The following is a 21,264-nucleotide window of genomic DNA, read 5'->3' as shown; positions in this document are numbered from 1 at the left end:
ACCCTTATTTCATGTTTATTACGCTATTATTTTTGTTTTTGTCAGAATATATCGTTTATTAATTTATTATTTTTTTCTGTGCCAACTAATAAAAAACTCCCTTCAAGTTAACGAAGGATTTCAGTTAACGTCTTGAAGAGAGCTCTAAAAATATATTCATATATACTATTTTCACTTTAATTTCTAGATGAAATACGAATTGTGTAATAAATAATAACAATTAATAGCAAGAACCAAATAACGATGGATCCAATTTGAGCAATTTCAGGACTGCTAATCATAGCGTCTATTGTTTTTTGACAAAGCAGTAAACCAATACCAGTAAATTCTAATCTTCTAAAATAAAGACCTGCAATACTAAATATAATACCTACAAAAAAGACGGCTTGATGCCCATATACTGTCACTGCTACGATGCCTAAATTCATATTAAATGCGTGTGCAATAATGAGAATAAAGGACACCCCTGCCACTACTAATCCTATTATTCTTTCGACTTTATTACTATAAAGATAATTTTTCCAATCAATACGCAAATATATAAAAATCGAAATTGGTAAGATAATTAAACAATAAAAGATAGACAATCCTGTTGCTGCTTGGAATGGCACAAATTGTTTATCATATAAATACGATAATAATATAAAATTAAGTATAAAAAACACAATAGGATTTAATTGTAATGTAAATAAATTACGTTGTATCGTCAAAATCACTTCAGCAGGTGATTTTTTTCTATATTCAATATAATCTTCATCTTTTTCTTCAGATTTCTGAAAATCTTTTTTCAATTTCACTTTAATATCATCTATTAAATTTGGAGAAAGACCTTTATGAGTGAAGTAATCATTAATGTTTTCCACTAGTACTTTGTCGTTAACTCTCATGACAAGCTCCTTTAATAATATTTGAACTATAACTATTATAATTTAATTTATAATCTCATACTTACACTTATTTTAACAATAAAATAACCGACAAGTATATAGCTTTACACTTGCCGGTCAAATTATTCTTTTTAAATGCTACAAGTAATACTTATTCACCAATATCTATACGATAAAGTTTAATATTTTTATCACTTGGAGATGACGAGCTGAATTGATATGAAGCTTCATCATCTTGCACATAACCAAAATTACCAGTTACGTTATTATAATGCTCACGTGCGACCGCATCTTTGCTGACTTCATTTTTAACTTCATCATAAGCTGGGCCATCAGTATCATTATAACTCATAGAAACACGAGTAATTTCGCCTTCATTTTTCTTACCATCAGTAGTTACAATAAGTACACCATTCTCTTTTTTAAATTCATAATAATGTTCATTGTCATCAGGTCGATGAGAATAGACTGGCGTATTGTTATTTTTCAATACACTTTGAATAGACTCGCCTAGTGTTGCGCCTTCTAATGTTGTATCTCCTTCTTGCAATGCCTTAACATTTTGGATAGAGTTACCTGAAGCCGCATCCACACTACCTGCACCAATTCCAGAAAACGCTAACCCTGAAACTAAAACTGCCGCAAATATTTTTTTCATAAGCACTCTCTCCTTCTATTTATAAGTTATTTTGTGCTCATCAACAGTGTACTATAAATATTACGTAATTAACAGGGATGTTACAAAAAGATTACATATTCATATCATTTCGTAATATAAATACAAGCTATACTCTATTTTTGTTTTTTTCATTTGTTTTAATAAAATCCCTTACAACGTCGAGGAATTTTTCTTTTTGTTCTATAAACGGATATAAACCTGATTTTTCGAACACTTCAAACGAAACATCTCCAATATAGTCGCCCACTTCTTTAGCTTCTACAACGGTTGTTCTTTCGCCATGCTGACCAGCGATAATTAAAGTTGGTAAATGAATTTTCCCTAAATAATGCATAATATGATTATTGTTAAATGATTCCTTCACTGCCTGTAATTCAGCTTTCGTAGCAATTGCATTGGTATCGTCTACTTGTTTTAAAACCTTTTTAGCTGCGCGTTTTGAATAATATAAATGCTTGTCAAAAAACTTTTGTTGCGCTTCTTGTTCCCAATTACGTACTGTATCCGAATATTTGCGATACAAACGTTCTTCAGGTGTTATTTCGTTAAGTAGCGTTGGATTCACTAATGTCAGTGTCGTTGCCATCTCTGGATATTGAGCAACAAATGAGGCTGCAACTGAGCCGCCTAACTCATGACCAATTATTGCACATTCTGGAATATATAAATAATCTAATAACGCTTTAATATCTTCTGCATATGTTTTAAATTCAATAGCATTTGGTTTATCTGAATAACCATGACCTCTTAAATCAATAACCACAACTTGATGCGTTTTATTTAAGGCATTTTCAATCTCGTTGTATATAGATAAATTATCTAAGGCAGTGTGTATCATAACAATAGCATTGCCCTCACCACTTGTTCTGTAATTCAAAGCGACGCCATCTTTTGTTGTAAATAAATTCATTGATTATCTTCCTTTCTTCGCTATAGATAATATTGTTAATAATTCTTCAGTGCTCCTAATTGTAAAATCTATTTCTTCTGGTAATGGTTCTACTTCAACCTCATCATCTTCCTTAAACCAAACGCTGATCATTCCCATCGCTCTCGCAGGTGCAACATCATTCAATGGATCATCACCCACATAAATCGTTTCTTCTGGTTTTGTCCCTAGTTGGGATAACATATCTTCAAATATCTTAGGATGTGGTTTACGGTAGCCTACTGTTTCAGATGTAGACAAATAATTAATCGCATCTTCTACACCTAAAGTATGCATTCGGAATTGTTTGATTTTCGACTTTCCATTTGCGATTACACCCGTGAGATAGCCATTACTTGTTAGCTTTTCAAGTGTATAAAGTGTGTCGTAATAAGGAAATACATAACGATAAAAGTGCATTTCAAAATCATTAAATAGGTCTTTCCACGTTAAGCGATCAACATGAAAATCTTTAATAATTGCTTTGTATAATTCTGGTTTATCATGATCTTCATCATCATCTAATTCTATAAATTTTTTCTTGAAATCTGCAAGTTGTATACGTACTAAATAGTCATGAAATCTTTCATACTGTTCTTCAATAAATTTTTCGCGAGATTTTTTTCGATCTAACAGTGTACCTTCTAAATCAAAGACAACCGCTTTTACTTGTGTTAAGTCCATCATCATTACCTCTTTAATTCAAACTTTTACTTTAATTTATGCTTATCAGCATATATTCATCTATTTATACTTCACTATTCATACATACGTGGTTGTGTAATCATGATATAGAATAATACTGGAATACCCAGTAAAGCCAGTATGATACTTGCAGGTACTTGGAATGGTTCTAAAACAACACTGCCCAACCAATCTGAAAGCACCATAATTGTACCACCAATAATCATATTAAGTATCATTTGTTGTCCTAAATCATAATGTCCACTGTGTCGCCGTACAAGTTGTGGTATAACCATACCAATAAAGCCAATAACACCAACATAAGCAACGATTACTGCAGTTAAAATTGAAGCAATCAACAGCACGCTATATGTCATACTTTGAACATTTAAACCTAATGATTTGGCCCGTAAATCGCCAAGTTGTAATATTTTAATTTTAGAAATCATACTTAATAAAATAATAACACCAATGAGTAACACTGTGCCAATGTATACCACTTCGTTATATTCAGCTGAAGAGAATCCACCAAACATATAATTGACAATATTATTCATTTTATTTTGATTAAATATAATGAGTATATATAGAAAGGCGTTAAATAAAGCACCTATCATAATACCTGATAATATCAATGTTCTAATCGGATAACCTCTCGACATCGCCATCGTTAGAACAAGGACTAAAACCAATGTAATAATACTGAATGCAACTGAAAAGATCGGTAACCATATAAATGACATGCCTAAGACGACAGCCAAGCCTGACCCAAATGTTGCGCCACTCGCTAATCCTAATGTAAAACTATCCGCTAATGGATTATTCAATAATGTTTGAAACATATGGCCAGCAAGTGTCAAGCCAATACCTGCAAGCAAAGCTTGTAGTGTTCTTGGTATTCTAACTTGAAAGAGAATCGTTTGAGTCAATGCGTCACTGATGTCCCCAATACTCCATAATAAACTTAGCAATATGCTAGCAATGAGTACTGTTAGCCATATTATGATTGATTTATAGTACTTCATTTTTTTGCCACGCTTTCAATGAAATCTTTCAATTATTACAATACCATCTGTTTAGGCTTAACACTATACCTCTCCAAATAAATAGCTTGAATTTCATAAGCATCAGATTGTACGATTATATGGATAATGGGCGAATACCTATTATTTGTAAATGGCCTCTTTCAAAGCTTTTAGTCCATCATCAATACGTGGCCCAGGACGTGAAATTTGATCGCCATTCACAGCTTCAACTTGATTGTGTTGCACTGCTTTTATGTCACTGAATCCGCCACGATGGTTCAACGCTTTTTGGTATTCGGCTTTAGAGATACCCATTGTCGAAATCATAACATCTGGATTCTTCTTAATAATTGCTTCTTTACTTACTTTTTGCCAACCCTCTAAATTCGAAAAACTATTCGTTGCGTTTAATTGGTTCAACATATCATCAAAAAATGTGTGTTTACCTGCTGTATATATTTCTGGTTCGGAAGAGACTTCCATAAACACCTCTTGTGGTTTAGCATCTTCCGGTACCGATGCTTTCACTTCTTTAATATTTTGTTTCGTCTCTTTAATGAGTGCATTTGCCTCATCCTCTTTACCAGTCACCTTACCAATTTGATTAAAGGTGTTATACATTTCGGTAAGTGATTGTGCATCTTTCACATAGACTACTTTAACGCCACTCTCTTTAAGCATATTTAATATGTCACCACTTGTTGATTTCTGTGATTCATGCGCTAAAATTAAATCTGGTTTTGCTTTTAATAAGGATTCTTTATTTAATTTCATTGCATCAAACTGCTGCTTATCTTTAACTTCTTTCGGATAGTCATCCACAGTCGAGACACCCACGATATTATTTCCTAATCCTAATTCATACAATATCTCAGTATTACTAGGCATCAATGATATAATTCTGTCGTAAGAACGTTTGTCCGAATTTTGTGCTTTCTCTTTAGATTGCTCTTCGTTTGTCCCACAAGCTGCTAATAAAAATACTAAAACAATAAAAAGATAAAAAATTTTATGAAGTCTTTTCACGTCGTAATCTCCTAGATCATATTTTTCTTAATCATATCAAAATTTTGCTCAATTTTAATTATCAATGCTAATTTTTTTCTATAAATTCACATTTGAGTGTAAAACCAATAAAATGGTTGAGGCTGAGACATGTATTTATGTCCCAGCCTCGTCTAGTTAAGCGTTTGTGTCATATGTTATAAACAAATTCAATGGCATACAAATTTAATTTGAATTATCTTCTTTATTAACAAATATACGCATCGTTTGAATCAAATAGTGTTGGAAATCATCGTTACTATTTTTGTTAATATTTTTTATAAATCGTTCATCTTGCTCATACGTAAGTGCCATATATTCAATAAATTGAGTATTTTATTCTTTTCATTGATAGTGCCTTCAAAATATTGTTTTATTTCTTCTAATGTTAATTCTAACGCTCTTAAAAATAAAATATACTGCAGTTTCGTTATATTTTCCATGTTATATGACCTATAGCCTTGCTCATAAACTTGATTGGGTATTAACAGACCTATTTCATGGTAGTAATGCAATGTGCGCGTACTTACACCAGTAATATTTGCGATGTCTTTTGGACTAAATTGTTGTTTCAATTATCTCGCCTCCTATAACGCAGTATGTAGTATTACGTTACGTGAAGGTCAACCACTTGTTTCATTTTCAAAATAAGCATCTAAAAATGTATATTTTGAGTTTATTTTACCGTTAAAATAATTTTTGCCAAAATTATCGAGCAATGCGTGGAATTCGTTAGCATCTTGATTTGAAAAGTCATCTGGTAATTTAATATGTCGCTTTAATTGTTCATAGCTGTCAGTTTGCGTATATCCTAATTTTCGATATAGTCTTCTAGAATAACTGTCTGCTATAAACTCAACACCTCCAAAGATATATACGATGAGTACATCAGCTGTCTCACTACCAATGCCTTTAATTTCTAACAACGTCTTTCTCAAGTCTTGTTTATAACGATGATTAATCTCCTGATAATCAAAATCGTAGCGATCCAACCAAGTTAATAAAGAGAGAATGGTTTGTGCCTTATTTTTATAAAATCCACTCGATTTAATTAATACTTGTAACGTTTCTAACTTTAAATTCAAGATGTGATGTGGTTTTAGATGTGTTGCTTGCTTTAAAGATTCAATTGCATATGCTGCATTTCGCCAATTCGTATTCTGAACGAGAATCGCGCCCAACATAACTTCTATTTTTGATTCTGCCGGCCACCAGCCCTGAGGACCCATATGCTCATATAGTAGTTGATATAACGTTTTTGTATCCAACATCATATATCCACCTCTCTTCAATTTTAAGTTTTGTAATTGCTCGTAGTTCATTTATAAAAAAAGAGCGAGCAACGATTTGTTATTGGATAAGTTGTTACACTATCTGATCCATACAAATCGATTACTCACTCTCGTTAATCAAATCTTATCACTTTAGACTTTTACTTACATAGATTCTGGTGCATTAACACCGACTAAATCTAATGCATTATGCATTGTGATTTTGACTGCATTAATAAGCGCGATTAACGCTGTTGTCTTTTCAACATCATCTGTTAATACTTTTTCCGCATTATAGAATTTATGGAAGTGAGAAGCTAACTCTTGAATATAATTCGTAATTCTATGAGGTGCTCTTTGAACTGCTGAGCTTTCAATCATTGTTTCGAATTCGGCTACTTTTTTCAATAAATCGATTGCTTTTGCATTTGTGATATATGAATAATCCGCTTCTTTTGAAGGTTTAATGCCTCTTTCTTCAGCTTGTTTCAAAATCGAACAAATACGTGCATGTGCATACTGTGCATAATACACTGGATTATCTTGAGATTCTTGTTTCGCAAGTTCCATATCAAAGTCAAAATGTGTATCCGGACTACGCATTGTTAAGAAATAACGCGCAGCATCTACGCCAACTTCATCCATAATTTCACGTAACGTAATTGCATTACCTGTACGTTTACTCATTTTCACTTCTTGTCCATCTTGCATTAATCGAACCATTTGCATAATTTGGATTTCAAGGCGGTCATTTTCTACACCGAATGTTTCTAACGATGCTTTCAAACGATTGATATAACCGTGATGATCAGCGCCAAATAAGTTGATTAATACATCGTTGCCACGTTCGATTTTATCAAAATGATAAGCGATATCTGGCAAGAAGTACGTGTAGTTGCCGTCTTTCTTGATTAATACTCTATCTTTATCATCTTTGAAATCAGTCGTACGTAACCACGTTGCACCATCTTGTTCATACGTATAGCCAAGTTCTGTCATTTTATCTAACACTTTTTTAATTTCGCCTTTTTCGTATAAAGATGTTTCACTAAACCAACTGTCAAAGTGCGTATTGAAATCAGACAGGTCTGTTCTTAATTTTTCCATTTCATAATCGACACCGAGTTGTCTGAATGTTTTTATACGTTCGTCCTCTGAAAGGTCTTTTAACTCAGGTTGTTTATCAGCTAAATCTTTACCGATATTAATGATATCCTTACCGTGGTATCCACCCTCTGGCATTTCAAAAGAATCATCACCAAGCGCTTCAAAATAACGTGCTTCAATGGAGCGCGCCAAATTCGTAATCTGATTACCAGCATCGTTGATATAGTATTCTCTTGTTACTTGATAGCCTGCTGCTTCTAAGATATTTGACAATGTATCTCCAACTGCTGCATTACGCGCATGTCCAATATGTAGGTCACCTGTTGGATTTGCAGAAACATACTCTACTAAGATACTTTTACCATTAGCTTCTTCAGTATGGCCAAATTTGTCACCTTTATCCATTGCTTCAGAAATGATTGCAGTTAAGTACGAATTGTCTAAATAAAAATTAATAAATCCAGGTCCTGCGATAGCTACTTTTTCTACTTTAGCTTTTGTTGTATCTAAATTATCTACAATAGCTTGTGCGATTTCACGTGGATTACGTTTTGCTATTTTTGTTAAGACCATTGCAATATTTGTTGAATAGTCACCGTTACTTTTATCTTTAGGAATTTCTATTTTGATTTCTGGAATTTCAGTTGTATCAGCAAGTTGTGCTTGTTGAATACTGTTTTTAATTTCTTCAACCAACGTTTGTTTGACTTGATCAATTATGTTCATTATGGTGTCTCCTTATAAGTAATTTCATATTGATAAGATCCCATTTTCTCTTCATCTTGAATTAAATCATAATGTACTTTCAATTTGCCACCATCAGGCGTAACAAAATGTAAAATGGAATGTGTGCGTACTGTTAGTGGGATGCGTCCGCCACTAATTTCATATAAAGTAATCGTATCTTCACCTTCAACGAAATGAAGAATCATTTTAATTTCACCGTTGCGAATGATTTTGACACCTGATTCCTCAATTTTCACCGTCACATTTACAATAACATCATTAATTTCTTCTTGATATCGGATAAATTCAGCATTGCGTTTTTGCCAAGATCCTTGTGTCTTTTGCGAAAATTTCTCTTTATTATCAAATTGTTTAACAATTTGTTTCGTCTGGATATTAACATTGTTTTCCAATGTGCGTTTCACCCTAATCTTTAAAATAATACAAACAATTATAGCATACTTGAAATAGCAATACAGTTGCGAAAACAATTTTCAAAACGTTAATTTCATACTAATTGAAAATATGAAATTTCTTTTCACATGCCGAAGTCAGCAGTAATATAAAAACAACTGATTAGATTTTACATGCAACACTTACAATTCAGTTGCTTTTACATAATAAAAACAGCCAGAATTCAAACAATTCGGCTGTCTACTTTATCTAAAACCAAAATGTCTTAGATGTTACTTACATTAAATTTACTTAGTGTCTAATGCGTCATGCAAAGCTTGTTCAGAATTATTCCACATCTCAATGTCATGTGCTTTCAAAAAATCTTTTAAAACTTGTTTGTTTTCTTCACCGATGTGTTCAATTTCTATTTGACGTTTCATAGATTTATCCATCATGTTGACATGTTCAGGCATGCTTTTATATCCTCTACGAATACTTTTGTTCACCATTAAATAACAGCCTGTAACACCTGCATAGTAGGGGCCGTTTTCGCCTCGTTCAGTCGTAACCCAGCACAGCCAATACTCTTTAGCATCTTCACCTTCAACGACTTCTTTTTCTTTTATCCACTTAACACCTTTTTCGACACTTGCGCGCGCATGCATACCACCAATATCAATAAAGGCTTCCTTATTTTGAACATCGATAAAGACAGGCGCTACGTTATCTAAACTGATTGAACCGATATTCGTACCTTTATGTCCATCTAGTGGGTCATTCTTAATGATGTTAAATTTAAAACCTTTGCTTTCAGCCACTAGCAAACACCTCCCATAAAATAAGTTTCATAATTACTTGTAATATCTAAGCTCTATTTTAAAACCACAATACGCCTCATGTATACTTAAATGTTTTTTAAAAATTGTATTCAAAACGATCATTCAATTGCCAACACTTTACTAGTATTGGTTAATCGCTAATTTAATTCATTCAAAATACTGATAATCGCATTGCTTATATTTTCATCTTCAATTTCAGTAATAAACTCTTTAGGATAATATAATTTATAATCCTCTCTGTTTATACCAGTAATACTATGAATGATTAATGACTGACTACTAATTTCACGTATTTTACCATTACGGCGCAATAAATGAATAGGTTGTCTATCTGATCCTGGTCTATCATAATCGTATGGTAAATCCGAGAACGATTCGCTTACAAAATAATAATTTGGATCTATACCTGCTTGTATAAACAAATCGGTTAATTCTGTAATTGTAATAATCGAACCGTCAAACGGCATGTATTTAAATAAGTCGCGATTAATAAAACGACGAGATAAATCACTTAGAATCTCATCATCTTCTTTCACCCATGCTTTCAAATAATACAATACCACCGCTTCATCTAAATCTACGTATTGTTCAATTGTCATGGATTCTTCAAAGAACGGTATGAAATCTGTAGGATGCATCTTAAATGTATAGCCTTCCTCATATAACTGCTTCGCACGTTTCAAACAATTATTTAATAATACTTCCCCACCTCGACTTACTGGGTGGAAATAAATTTGCCAATACATTTGGTAACGGCTCATAATAAAGTTTTCTACTGCGTGCATACCACTTTCTTTAATAAGCACTTCATCTTTAGACGGGCGCATTAATCTTAAAATACGTTCCATATCAAACTGACCGTATGATACACCTGTAAAATAAGCATCACGTTGTAAATAATCCATTCTATCTGCATCAATTTGTGACGAGATCATAGAAATTACTAATTTATTCTCATGCGTTTTATTAATTACATCTGCAACCTGTTGTGGAAAATCATTTGAGACACGTTTCAATACTTCATTTACTTCAGTTGGTCCTGTAATAATCGCTTGTGTAAATGCTTCATGATCCGTGTTAAATATTTTTTCAAAACTATGTGAAAATGGCCCATGCCCTAAATCATGTAACAATGCAGCACATAATGCTAACGGTCTGTCATCATTATTCCACGCTTCTCGGCCATCAAATGAATCATCAATCAATCTCCGTACAATTTCATAAACACCGAGCGAATGCCCAAATCTACTATGTTCTGCCGTATGGAATGATAAATATAAAGTGCCTAATTGTTTAATACGACGTAAGCGTTGAAATTCTTTCGTCTTGATTAAATCCCAAACCACTTGATCTCTGACATGAATGTACCTATGAATCGGGTCTTTAAAAACTTTTTCTTCAGGTAACTTTTGTGTAGCATAAGTTGTAAATGTCAATGTAGTCCTCCTGTTCATACCCTATACTTTGCAGATTATTTTAATGGCTTACGTAACAACGCTAAGTCCATTGCTTCACCGTACATTACATGTGTGTATGAGCGTACTTTTTCAAAACCTTTTTGTTGATAGAATGTCATAGCCTCATCATTTTTATTATCTACTTCTAAATAAACTTCATTATAATCATCTTTAAAATAGCGAATGCCTTCAGACAATAGATTAGAACCATAACCATGATGTTGCCATGATGGACTCACATAATGTGCAGACAAGAATAATTCAGTGCCATAAATAAATATAGCGAAACCAATAATATTTTCGTCTTCTTCAACTACTAAAAACAATTGATCTTCTAAACGTTTAAGTAAATGTTGTTCATTATATGAAGCAGCCAATAATTCATTTACTGTCTTAGCTGCGTAAATATTTAAATACGTATTATACCACGCTTTTGTTGCTACATCTCTGATGCTGACAACATCTTCTGCAGTTGCTTTTCTTACTTTATGCATGTTGCTCTCCCCCTATTTAGATAGGTAATAATAGCTACATTATAACATAATTTTAGTATTCAAAATACTTTATCTATCTAGATTAAAAATAGTTTGAACAACATAAATCATTTGCTCAAACTATCTTTTATATATTTACTTTTCGCCTAATGTTTGTTGCCATTCTTGTGCACGTTTTAATGCATAAACGTCCTTTTCAATATCACCTGGCTTTTCAGCAGTACCAATAATATAACCTGATAACGTTGCACCAATAAATTCCAAGCTATACTTCACTTGAGTGATACATGGTTTTCCTTTAACTTTCGGGAAATCGCCACCAACGATGATTAATCTAAAATCTTTTTTTGCCATTTCTTCTTTAAAATTTTTATAATTGGGATCCATTAATGTTTCAGACCAATGATCGAAAAATGCTTTTACTGATGCCGATAAACTATACCAATATACCGGTGAAGCAATAATAATCGTTTCACTCGCTAATACTTTATCAATAATCTCTTTATAATCATCATTATATGATTCTATTACCTTATTATCATGTCTTACATCTCTAACTGGATTTAATTGATATTGTGTTAAATCTATCCATTCGTAGTCGTATCCTGCTATGGCCGCCTTAGTTAAATGAGCAGTATTCCCCTCTGGTCGACTGCCCCCGAATAAAACTGTGATCATAATAATCTCCTTCTACTACTAAATTAATAATATATCTGTTGAGCTTTATAATTATACATTTCATTATTTAGGTAAACTTAATTAATAATCCTACACTAAATAATGTCATTATTAAACAGATAAATGAAAATACATTAATAAATTAAAATATTTGCTCAAAAATAGTACTTTTCCAACATACTATTTATGTATATTTTTAGGTTTAAAGTTTATAAATATAAAAAGTAGATAAACGCTTCATGGTCCATCTACTGTAATATTATTATGCTATTGGAAATAATTGTTCTATTTTTTCGATTTCCTCGTTTGTTAATTTAAAATCAAGAGTTATTAAATTATCCACGACTTGGTTTGGTCGTTTGGCTCCTGGAATGATTACATCTAATGATGGTTTAGTAAGATAATACGCTAATACAACATGTACTACATCTACTCTATGATTATCAGCAATCACTCTGAGTTGATCTACTTTTTCTAAATTTTCTTGATATCTTTCACCTTGAAACTCTGGATTTTCAGCACGAAGATCATCAAACTTCGTGTTCTCTGTATATTTACCAGCTAAAAGACCTGATACTAATGGAAAATATGGAATAAATGTAATATCATTTTCTGAAGTATATTCTAAAATCGCTTCATTTTTACGATTCAATAAATTATATTCCATTTGAACGACATCCACGTAGCCATCTTTATTCGCTTCTTTCAATTGTTCTAAACTAAAGTTCGAAACACCAATGGCTTTGATTTTGCCTTCGTCTTTCAATTCTTTTAAAGCTGCAACGGCTTCATTTTTAGGTGTTGATTCATCTGGAAAATGAATATAATACAAATCAATATAGTCTAATTGTAGACGTTTTAAACTTTGTGCCACTTGTTCTTTTAAGAATTCTGGATCATTAGAGATTTGTACATTTCCGTCTTCATCAAAATAATGTGCACCTTTCGTAGCTATCGCAAATTCTTCTCTAGTAAATTCTTTCACTGTCTCGCCAACAAGTTCTTCTGAACGTTCAGGTCCATAGATAAACGCCGTATCTAATAAATTAATATCATTTCTAATCGCTGTACGTACAGTTTCTTTCCCTTGTTCTTCATCTAAATTATTATAAAAGTTATGACCCCCTACTGCGTTCGTTCCTAAAGCAATGGGTGATACTTTAACATCTGATTTACCTAATTGTACTTTTTCCACCAAACTTCTTCAGCTCCTTATATTAAATATGAATCACGTATTTTAAAATACGATTTCTATATTTATGCTCGTTAGCCTCGCAATGTTATTGAACAATCTTATGCACGTCTTAATAAATAGTTGTCTAAACATCGATGTGCAAATAACCATTAAAATTTAATTGTTTCACTAACTTCATAATTTGTATTTACCCTTTTTAGCTCATTTTATGAGTGGTTTCATAAAGAAATTGTATTTTTAAATCATTTCATTACTTTTATCAACAAATGAACTAAATATAATACTATCTTTATAAAATTTATCATGATAATTCTAATATATTAAATAAATTGCTCGGACCAAAACAACACGCATTTCCATAAAAAATTAAAAAAACAGCAGTGCAACTTAAATTCCTAAGTCTCACCACTGCCGATTCATTTTCAAATATTGTCACTATGAACACTACATCTATATGTTATTTCGCACTTTTTCGCTGTGCGAGTTTCTCTTTCAGTTTTCTATCTTGCTCTTCTTTACGGCGTTTACGCAGTTCATTACGCTGTCTCAAACGCTCTTCTTCTTCTGGATCTCTCGGTTTTTGTAACTGTTTCATTACTTTCTCCATGAGTTCTTCTTCTGTTAGTGCAGCGAGCGGACGGTTATTAACAAATGCAAATGTTTTTCGTCTACCTGGCCCACAATAGGACTGACAGCCAATCTCTATTTCAGCTTCAGGGTCTAATTTCGTCAGCTTTTTTTCTAATGATTTACAATCCACACCCTGACAATCATCACAAATCAGAAACTTGTTTTGCAACTACACCCTCACCTTTCTAGTAATATACAGACTCAAAAATTCAATACTGATTTAATATGTATATGTGCACGCATTCGCGATTTTTTTGTATTTACAACTCTAATTATTTTACTCTTTTTAGTGAAAATTTCAAGTTTTTAATTACACTGTTTTCCTATCATGACTTGATTCAAGTTGTCTTATAAATAAAAAGTGAACTTAGTATATGCTTTTATATTCGCATACTAAGCTCACTTCATAGACTTTTAAGTCCACCATAAATCTGGTGCAGGATTTTCTATATTGACTGATTTCAAATTATTTACTGCTTTAGTAAAGCCTTCTTCAATCGACATAATCGGATCTTCATGTTCGATACTTACGACATAATCATAGCCATTGATTCTCAATGCGCTAATGATTTCTCCCCATACTTGTGGGTTATGACCATAGCCTACAGTTCTAAACGTCCAAGCACGCGTTTGTACATTGCCATAAGGTTGCATATCCGTTAAACCATACATATTTACATTTTCTTGATCAATGTATGTGTCTTTAGCATGAAAATGATGAATGGCATTTTCACGACCTAAAATTTTAATTGCTGCAACTGGATCGATACCTTGCCACCACAAATGACTAGGATCTAAGTTAGCACCAATCGCATCATTTGTTGCTGCTCTTAATTTCAACAACGTATAAGGTGTATGTACTAAAAAGCCTGCATGTAGTTCAATCGCAATTTTGACACCTTGTTCTTTTGCGTATTGTGCTGCTTTTTTCCAATAAGGAATTAATTTTTCTTCCCATTGCCACTCTAATATTTCAGAATAGGCTGTCGGCCATGGCGTTACTGGCCAATTGGGATACTTTGCTGTTTCATCCGAGCCAGCTACGCCTGAAAAAGTATTAACCACTGGCACATTTAGTAATGCCGCTAATTTTATTGTTTTAAACAAAGTATCATGTGCATCTTGTGCATGATCTTGATTTGGTGAAATTGGATTATTGTGACAGCTAAAAGCACTAATACCTAAACCGCGTTGATGTATTTGCTCTAAATATTCAGCTCTTTTACTTTCATCTTCTAATAATTCATCTAAAGGGCAAAATTGATTACCTGGATTACCTCCAGTACCTAATTCAATCATGTCAACACCCGCATCGGCTACATAGTCCAACATTTCTTCAAAATTTTTATCTTGAAATAATACTGAGAACACACCAATTTTCATAAATTAAACCCTCCTCAAAATTTTAAAACATTACAATCGAATACTATGTCCTTCTGTGCTGCTTTGATATATTGCATCTATTAATATATTAATTTTTTGCGCTTGTTCAGGTTGCACGACTAACGCTTCATGGCCTAGACAACTGTTCACAAAATTAAGCGCTTGTCTCTGAGCTGCAATTTCTTCATCATGTGCCGCATCAGCTTGTTCTGTAAAAAATGTGCCAAACCTTGGTTGGTAAATTTCAAAAGGATATAAACTTAAGCCGCCGTCTACCCCTGAAATGCTTATATGCTTTGTATCTTCTTTAATATTTGCTGACCAAGAACATTCAAATTGCATCGTTGAATGGTCTTCAAAAGTAATAAAGCTCGTGACATGATCATCTACATCAAACGTTTCATGATCAAATTCTCCCCAATCATTGATTTGATTCGGCGTTTTACTTAGTCTGTTATATGTTTTGCCAATCACTTCAACGGGTTCGACATCTTTTAATAACCACAATGACAAATCTAACAAGTGGCATCCATAATCAATTAGGCTGCCGCCACCTTGCAATGTTTTATTCGTAAACACACCCCAACCTGGTACTTTTCGCCTACGTAAAGCTTGTACACGTGTGACGAGTGCATCTCCAACTACACCTTCATCCACCGCATTTTTTGCGGTAATTGCAGCATCCGTAAATCGATAGTGATAGCCTATTGCCAATAATTTGCCAGCACGCTTAGCAGCTTTAACCATCTGTTCGCTCTCTATTTGATTCATCGCCATTGGTTTCTCACAAAATACATGAACCCCTGCTTCTAAAGCAGCAATACTGATTTCTGCATGGAATTTATTCGGCGTACAAATAGCTACAGCATCAACCTTTTCAAACATAGCTTCATAACTTTCAAACACTTTACCAATTGTGAATCTATCCGCTACTGTTTCTGCTAGTGTTTGATTGACGTCTTGCACTGCCACAATTTCAGCAAGATGACTTAAATTTTGAAATGCTGGAATATGTCTACCTTGCGCAATACCGCCACAACCAATAATGCCGATTTTTAATTTTTCTACATTCTCCATAGTAACCAAACTCCCAACCCTATTTTTCTTTTATTTCCTCTAACGGTTGAGCATTGCCATACTGATGTTTCGGTGTATTGGTATTGCATGCCCATTTCACGCCATTTTTGATGACTTGTTGGATATTGGCATTATAATATGTCGGATAACTTTCATGGCCTGGTCTAAAATAGAATATTTTGCCATTACCTCTTTTAAAAGTCGCTCCGCTTCTAAAGACCTCTCCGCCTTCAAACCAGCTAATAAATACTGTTTCATCTGGTGCTGGGATATCAAAATGCTCTCCGTACATTTCTTCTTTCTCTAATTCAAAATATGAATCTAAGCCTTCAGTAATCGGATGTGTCGGATCAACTACCCATAATCGTTCTTTTTCATCTGCTTCTCTCCACTTAAGGTCACACGTAGTGCCCATTAAGTTTTTGAAAATTTTCGAGAAATGGCCAGAATGTAACACAACAAGACCCATGCCATCCAACACACGTTGTTTCACTTTTTCTACAATGATATCCTCGACTTCATCATGTGCTTTATGCCCCCACCAAACTAACACGTCTGTATTCGCTAATACATCGTCTGTCAGACCATGTTCGGGTTCGTCTAGTGTTGCCGTCTTAACTTGGTGTTCATGCTCTAGAAAAGACGCTAATGCTTTATGAATACCTTCAGGATAAACTTTTTTTACTTCAGCACTTTCTTGTTCATGACGAAATTCATTCCAAATTGTTATATTCAATAGTAAGCTCCCCTTTGATTAATGATTATTGAGATATACCGCTTTTCCTGTTTTTGCAGATTCATATATCGCTTCTAATATTTGAGTTACTACAAACGCTTCTTTAGGTTTTACGACTGGTTCAGTATCATGAATAATATTATCTATCCAAGCACGTGCTTCTTCTTCAGCTTCATCGATTTTTTCACTTTCATAAAAATCAACACCTGCATTATCTACTTCAATTTGAGACGTATATAAAGTGCCAAATGCTTCACCATGGAGGCGTAAACCATCCTTCATATCCGCACCACCATGCGTACCTGACAATGCACATTTTGCTTCGTCTACGTCTAAAGAATTGAGCGCCCAACTAGATTCTAAGATGATTGTTGCGCCATTACGCATCTTAATAAAACCAAACGCTGAGTCTTCAACAGTGAACTTATCTGGATCCCATGATCCCCATGCATTTGCTGCATTTTCTTGTTTCCCCAATTTATGAAAAGTAGATCCCATAACAGACTCTGGTTCGTAATTATCCATCATCCATAATGTTAAATCCAAAGCATGTGTACCAATATCAATTAATGGTCCGCCGCCTTGTTTCTCTTCATCTAGGAACACACCCCACGTAGGAACTGCACGACGTCGAATTGCTTGCGCTTTACTATAATAAATATCTCCTAAGTCTCCACGTTGCGTCACTTTTCGTAAATGTTGACTGTCAGCTCTAAATCTATTTTGGTAACCAATTGTTAATTTTTTATTATTTCGCTCCGCCGCCTCGATCATTTCACGGGCTTCGTCTGAAGTTTTAGCCATTGGTTTCTCGCACATTACATGTTTCCCAGCATTTAATGCTGCAACTGTTATCTCCTTATGTGTATTATTAGGTGTACACACGTGTATTACTTCTATAGATTTATCTTCGAGTAATTGCTTGTAATCTTCATATATTGTCGCGTTTTCTATACCGTAAGTTGTCGCTGCAGATTCAGCTTTAGCTACGTCTATATCGCAAAAAGCGACCATAGTTGCTTCTGGGATTTTTTCTAAACTTGGTAAATGCTTACCATTAGCTATGCCACCGCATCCAATTATTCCAATTTTCACATTCATAGACTCATCCCTTTATATTAAATTTATTCAGTCTTTAAAAGTAACCGCTTACAAAAAGTCGTATTAAATTTAAGCTTTATTACATTTAAAAGGTTAATACTTAATTTCATATTAAAATACAATGTTAAAAATACCAATAAATTTGACGTATTTAGATTTTATATATTAACATTAGAATATATTTTCAAATTCCGGAAAATTTTCCAATGAATAGGTGGAATCCACACATATGGTACTTGATCATCTTATAAATAAATACTTTGAGCAATTAACTGAAAATGATTTACATATCATCAATATCATACGTCAAAACATGGATGACATGTCAGCTATGAAAATCCATGATTTAAGTAAACTCACGCATACTTCCATCTCAACGATTCATAGGCTCGTTAAAAAGATGGGCTTTGAAGGCTATAGCAACTTTAAGTTTTACCTAAAAATGGAAAACAACGCGCAACCATCACATTTAGCAAGCACAGACCCGATTGTCGAAGATGTGCAAAGAACTGTAGAACACCTTCAAATGTTCGACTATAAACTTTTAAACCACTTATTAGAAGCTGCACCTTTCGTCTATATCTTCGGCACAGGCATGGCCCAACAAAATGTTGCCAGGGAAGCACAACGCCATATGCTTTCTATCTCTAAACGCTCTATTGTTGTTAATGATGAAAATGAATTGCGCTTAGCTATAGATCAAATGTCACCAGAAGATTTACTTTTCATCATTTCTTTATCGGGTGAAACTAAAAATTTAAAAGAACCTATTCAACTCATTAAATCACGTGAATTGCATTACGTCTCTATCACGACATTGCATGACAACTATATTGCCAAAAATGCCGCCTTCAATATTTATGTTAACAGTGCACCAATGCAATTTTTTAATAATACGAAACATTACAGTTTTACACCATATTATGTCGTTTTTGATTTTATCGCTAGAACATATCACAACTACAAAATTTCCAAACAATGATACAAATTATATGATGTAAAACAACGATACTGGTTTGTTTTACATCATATTTAATTTTATAGTCTTACGATTCGTGCTTAATAATTTGTTCTGCCGCTTCTCTCACTTGTGGAACCGAAAGTCCTACGATGACTTGTACGTTTTTCCCGCTTTTCACGAGTCCATGCGCACCACCCACTGTTTTAAAATAGCCATCTTCTTCTACTTTTTCAGGGTCTTTAACGGTCACACGTAATCTTGTTGCACAATTTGTTATATCAGCAATATTTTCCGTGCCACCTAAGCCTTCTAAATAAATTGCAGCTTTTGTTTCATATTCGTTTTTATCACTCGCTTTTTTGTGTTTATTTTCCTTATAATCACGTTTCGTATAGAGCTTAGCATCTATCTCATCATCTTTCTCTCTACCTGGCATAGGTATATCCATTTTTAGGATAATAAATCTGAATAGATAATAATAAATGAATATGAATATAATGCCTATAATAAATTGAGCGACGTAAGTTCCCCAATGCGAACCAAACAATGGAATCCAATTGGTTGCTGCGATTTCAATAAAGCCGCCGCCTAAATTACCTACAAGACCAAACCCATGCATAATGGTCACCATTGTTGCTCCGAGAATAGCGTGAATTAAAAATAGAAACGGCGCTATAAAGATAAACGTAAATTCTAGTGGCTCTGTGATACCTGCAAACACGGCTGTTAAAGTAGCAGCTAATAATAATGCCCCAACTTCTTTCTTTTTATGTGCTTTTGCCGTTGAATATATCGCAAGTGCTATACCAATCGAGCCGAACATTTTAATATTACCTTGTAATAAAAATCCACCACCTGGAAAAATTTCTTTTAGTGGTTTTGTTGTTTGTGAATACTCAGTTAAATGAGAAATCCAATACGATTTAATACCACCATCGACTACTGCCGGTCCATATTCAAACGGTGTGTAGATGAAATGATGTAATCCTGTCGGAATTAAAATACGTTCTAAAAAGTGGAAAAGCCATACGCCAACGTAACTTGATGAAGCTAAAAATACTTGTAACGAAGCAATCCATCCTTGAACAATAGGCCATCCCCAACTCGTTAAAAATGCTAATGGAATCATAGCAAAGAATGCTATCATGACAACAAACGGCGAACCTTGGAATATCCCTAAAGACTCTGGCAATTTCTTATCATAATATCGATTATGTAACCAAATCGCGATGCCTGAGATGATGAGTGCACCGATAATATTTGTATCTAAGGTTTTAATACCTGCGAGTTCAGTAATACCTGTGACTTCTCCCGCATCGCCCTTAAAGTCCACACCAAAAGCAGGCCCCCATGTCGTTAATATGCTATTTATAAAATAATTAAACATCATATAAGTTACTACCGAAGACATTACTGCATGGCCAGCTGACTTTTTAGCTAGTGATATAGGTAAGCCGATAACGAAAATAAGTTCTATATTTTCAAATACCGTCCACCCACCATTTTCAATTAATGACCATATTTGAAACCATAAACCATTAGGATCAGCCAGCTGACCCATAATCGCCTCGTTTTTAAACAGTGTAGCTATGCCAATAATAATCCCGAAAAATGGAAATAATAATACTGGAACAATCATTGCGCCACCAAATCTACGAATTGCATCTCCAAACTTACGTCCCAAATTCATAATAATCACCCTTCTATCACTGCATTATTGTAAGCGCTTTCTTAAGATGATCGTATGCTTTAATCTCAATGAGTTCAATAACATTCGTACATTTAGACAATTCATTTCTACAACTGAATTTATTTCCATTAAGAGGTAAATTTTCCATTGAGTTATTTAGATGTGTTCAGATTAACGACAACGTATTATGCGTTGCTTATCAGTGTCTTAGGTTTAGTTGCTACATCGTTTACTTTTATTCAATTTCAGCAAAATAAAAAACAGTAGTGAGTGGGA

22 protein-coding genes are annotated in these 21,264 nt (G+C 33.7%); 1 reads left to right on the top strand and 21 read right to left on the bottom strand.

What is annotated here, in order from left to right:
* Positions 1 to 176 precede the first annotated feature (176 nt).
* The 20 genes from AST02_RS01350 to AST02_RS01255 form a co-directional block, all read right to left on the bottom strand.
* Positions 177 to 887, bottom strand: a complete 711-nt coding sequence (locus AST02_RS01350; RefSeq protein ID WP_069815151.1) for a hypothetical protein — start codon at positions 885 to 887, stop codon at positions 177 to 179.
* Positions 888 to 1,038: 151 nt separating this feature from the next.
* On the bottom strand, positions 1,039 to 1,545 hold the full coding sequence (locus AST02_RS01345) for an SA0570 family protein (RefSeq protein WP_069815149.1): 507 nt from the start codon (positions 1,543 to 1,545) through the stop codon (positions 1,039 to 1,041).
* 127 nt (positions 1,546 to 1,672) lie between these two features.
* Complete coding sequence (locus AST02_RS01340; protein WP_069815147.1) at positions 1,673 to 2,476, bottom strand: alpha/beta fold hydrolase; 804 nt, start codon at positions 2,474 to 2,476, stop codon at positions 1,673 to 1,675.
* Positions 2,477 to 2,479: 3 nt separating this feature from the next.
* Entirely contained in the window at positions 2,480 to 3,178 is a 699-nt protein-coding gene (locus AST02_RS01335; RefSeq protein ID WP_069815145.1) for an HAD family hydrolase, read from the bottom strand.
* Between the two features lie 74 nt (positions 3,179 to 3,252).
* Positions 3,253 to 4,203: a FecCD family ABC transporter permease gene (locus AST02_RS01330; RefSeq protein WP_069815143.1), complete on the bottom strand. Its 951-nt coding sequence runs from the start codon at positions 4,201 to 4,203 to the stop codon at positions 3,253 to 3,255.
* A gap of 141 nt (positions 4,204 to 4,344) precedes the next feature.
* Complete coding sequence (locus tag AST02_RS01325; RefSeq protein WP_069815141.1) at positions 4,345 to 5,229, bottom strand: ABC transporter substrate-binding protein; 885 nt, start codon at positions 5,227 to 5,229, stop codon at positions 4,345 to 4,347.
* Between the two features lie 296 nt (positions 5,230 to 5,525).
* A complete protein-coding gene (locus AST02_RS01320) occupies positions 5,526 to 5,822 on the bottom strand; it encodes a MerR family transcriptional regulator (RefSeq protein WP_226957454.1) in 297 nt (98 codons plus the stop codon).
* 48 nt (positions 5,823 to 5,870) lie between these two features.
* Entirely contained in the window at positions 5,871 to 6,518 is a 648-nt protein-coding gene (locus AST02_RS01315) for an endonuclease III domain-containing protein (RefSeq protein ID WP_069815139.1), read from the bottom strand.
* Between the two features lie 165 nt (positions 6,519 to 6,683).
* Positions 6,684 to 8,351 (bottom strand): arginine--tRNA ligase, encoded by a 1,668-nt coding sequence (gene argS / locus AST02_RS01310; RefSeq protein ID WP_069815136.1) that lies wholly within the window; start codon positions 8,349 to 8,351, stop codon positions 6,684 to 6,686.
* Entirely contained in the window at positions 8,351 to 8,764 is a 414-nt protein-coding gene (locus tag AST02_RS01305) for a DUF1934 domain-containing protein (RefSeq protein WP_069815134.1), read from the bottom strand. The genes argS and AST02_RS01305 overlap by 1 nt, the downstream gene beginning before the upstream one ends.
* Positions 8,765 to 9,052: 288 nt before the next feature.
* Positions 9,053 to 9,565 carry a YwhD family protein gene (locus tag AST02_RS01300; protein ID WP_069815133.1) on the bottom strand — a complete coding sequence of 171 codons (513 nt, stop codon included), beginning with the start codon at positions 9,563 to 9,565 and terminating at the stop codon, positions 9,053 to 9,055.
* 158 nt (positions 9,566 to 9,723) lie between these two features.
* The gene (locus tag AST02_RS01295; protein ID WP_176721520.1) at positions 9,724 to 11,040 is read right to left on the bottom strand and encodes an HD domain-containing protein; all 1,317 of its coding nucleotides are present in this window, start codon (positions 11,038 to 11,040) and stop codon (positions 9,724 to 9,726) included.
* Positions 11,041 to 11,057: 17 nt separating this feature from the next.
* Positions 11,058 to 11,537 carry a GNAT family N-acetyltransferase gene (locus AST02_RS01290; RefSeq protein WP_069815129.1) on the bottom strand — a complete coding sequence of 160 codons (480 nt, stop codon included), beginning with the start codon at positions 11,535 to 11,537 and terminating at the stop codon, positions 11,058 to 11,060.
* A gap of 135 nt (positions 11,538 to 11,672) precedes the next feature.
* A complete protein-coding gene (locus AST02_RS01285) occupies positions 11,673 to 12,215 on the bottom strand; it encodes a flavodoxin family protein (protein ID WP_069815127.1) in 543 nt (180 codons plus the stop codon).
* Positions 12,216 to 12,477: 262 nt separating this feature from the next.
* A complete protein-coding gene (locus tag AST02_RS01280; RefSeq protein ID WP_069815125.1) occupies positions 12,478 to 13,413 on the bottom strand; it encodes an aldo/keto reductase in 936 nt (311 codons plus the stop codon).
* Between the two features lie 454 nt (positions 13,414 to 13,867).
* On the bottom strand, positions 13,868 to 14,209 hold the full coding sequence (locus AST02_RS01275; RefSeq protein WP_002508430.1) for a DUF1450 domain-containing protein: 342 nt from the start codon (positions 14,207 to 14,209) through the stop codon (positions 13,868 to 13,870).
* A 245-nt stretch (positions 14,210 to 14,454) separates the two neighbouring features.
* Positions 14,455 to 15,423, bottom strand: coding sequence for a sugar phosphate isomerase/epimerase family protein (locus AST02_RS01270; protein ID WP_069815123.1), 969 nt, complete (start codon positions 15,421 to 15,423; stop codon positions 14,455 to 14,457).
* 30 nt (positions 15,424 to 15,453) lie between these two features.
* A complete protein-coding gene (locus AST02_RS01265; protein ID WP_069815121.1) occupies positions 15,454 to 16,500 on the bottom strand; it encodes a Gfo/Idh/MocA family protein in 1,047 nt (348 codons plus the stop codon).
* A gap of 19 nt (positions 16,501 to 16,519) precedes the next feature.
* Entirely contained in the window at positions 16,520 to 17,236 is a 717-nt protein-coding gene (locus tag AST02_RS01260; RefSeq protein WP_069815120.1) for a ThuA domain-containing protein, read from the bottom strand.
* An 18-nt stretch (positions 17,237 to 17,254) separates the two neighbouring features.
* Positions 17,255 to 18,337, bottom strand: a complete 1,083-nt coding sequence (locus AST02_RS01255) for a Gfo/Idh/MocA family protein (protein WP_069815118.1) — start codon at positions 18,335 to 18,337, stop codon at positions 17,255 to 17,257.
* Positions 18,338 to 18,566: 229 nt separating this feature from the next.
* Between AST02_RS01255 and AST02_RS01250 the strand changes: the two genes are divergently transcribed.
* Positions 18,567 to 19,319 carry a MurR/RpiR family transcriptional regulator gene (locus AST02_RS01250; RefSeq protein WP_069815116.1) on the top strand — a complete coding sequence of 251 codons (753 nt, stop codon included), beginning with the start codon at positions 18,567 to 18,569 and terminating at the stop codon, positions 19,317 to 19,319.
* 64 nt (positions 19,320 to 19,383) lie between these two features.
* Here the strand turns inward: AST02_RS01250 and AST02_RS01245 are convergent, their stop codons facing one another.
* The gene (locus AST02_RS01245; protein WP_069815114.1) at positions 19,384 to 20,988 is read right to left on the bottom strand and encodes an alpha-glucoside-specific PTS transporter subunit IIBC; all 1,605 of its coding nucleotides are present in this window, start codon (positions 20,986 to 20,988) and stop codon (positions 19,384 to 19,386) included.
* Positions 20,989 to 21,264 lie beyond the last annotated feature (276 nt).

The organism is Staphylococcus equorum, from assembly GCF_001747895.1.
GTDB lineage: Bacteria > Bacillota > Bacilli > Staphylococcales > Staphylococcaceae > Staphylococcus > Staphylococcus equorum_A.
This window is presented reverse-complemented; position numbering and strand designations above follow the sequence as displayed.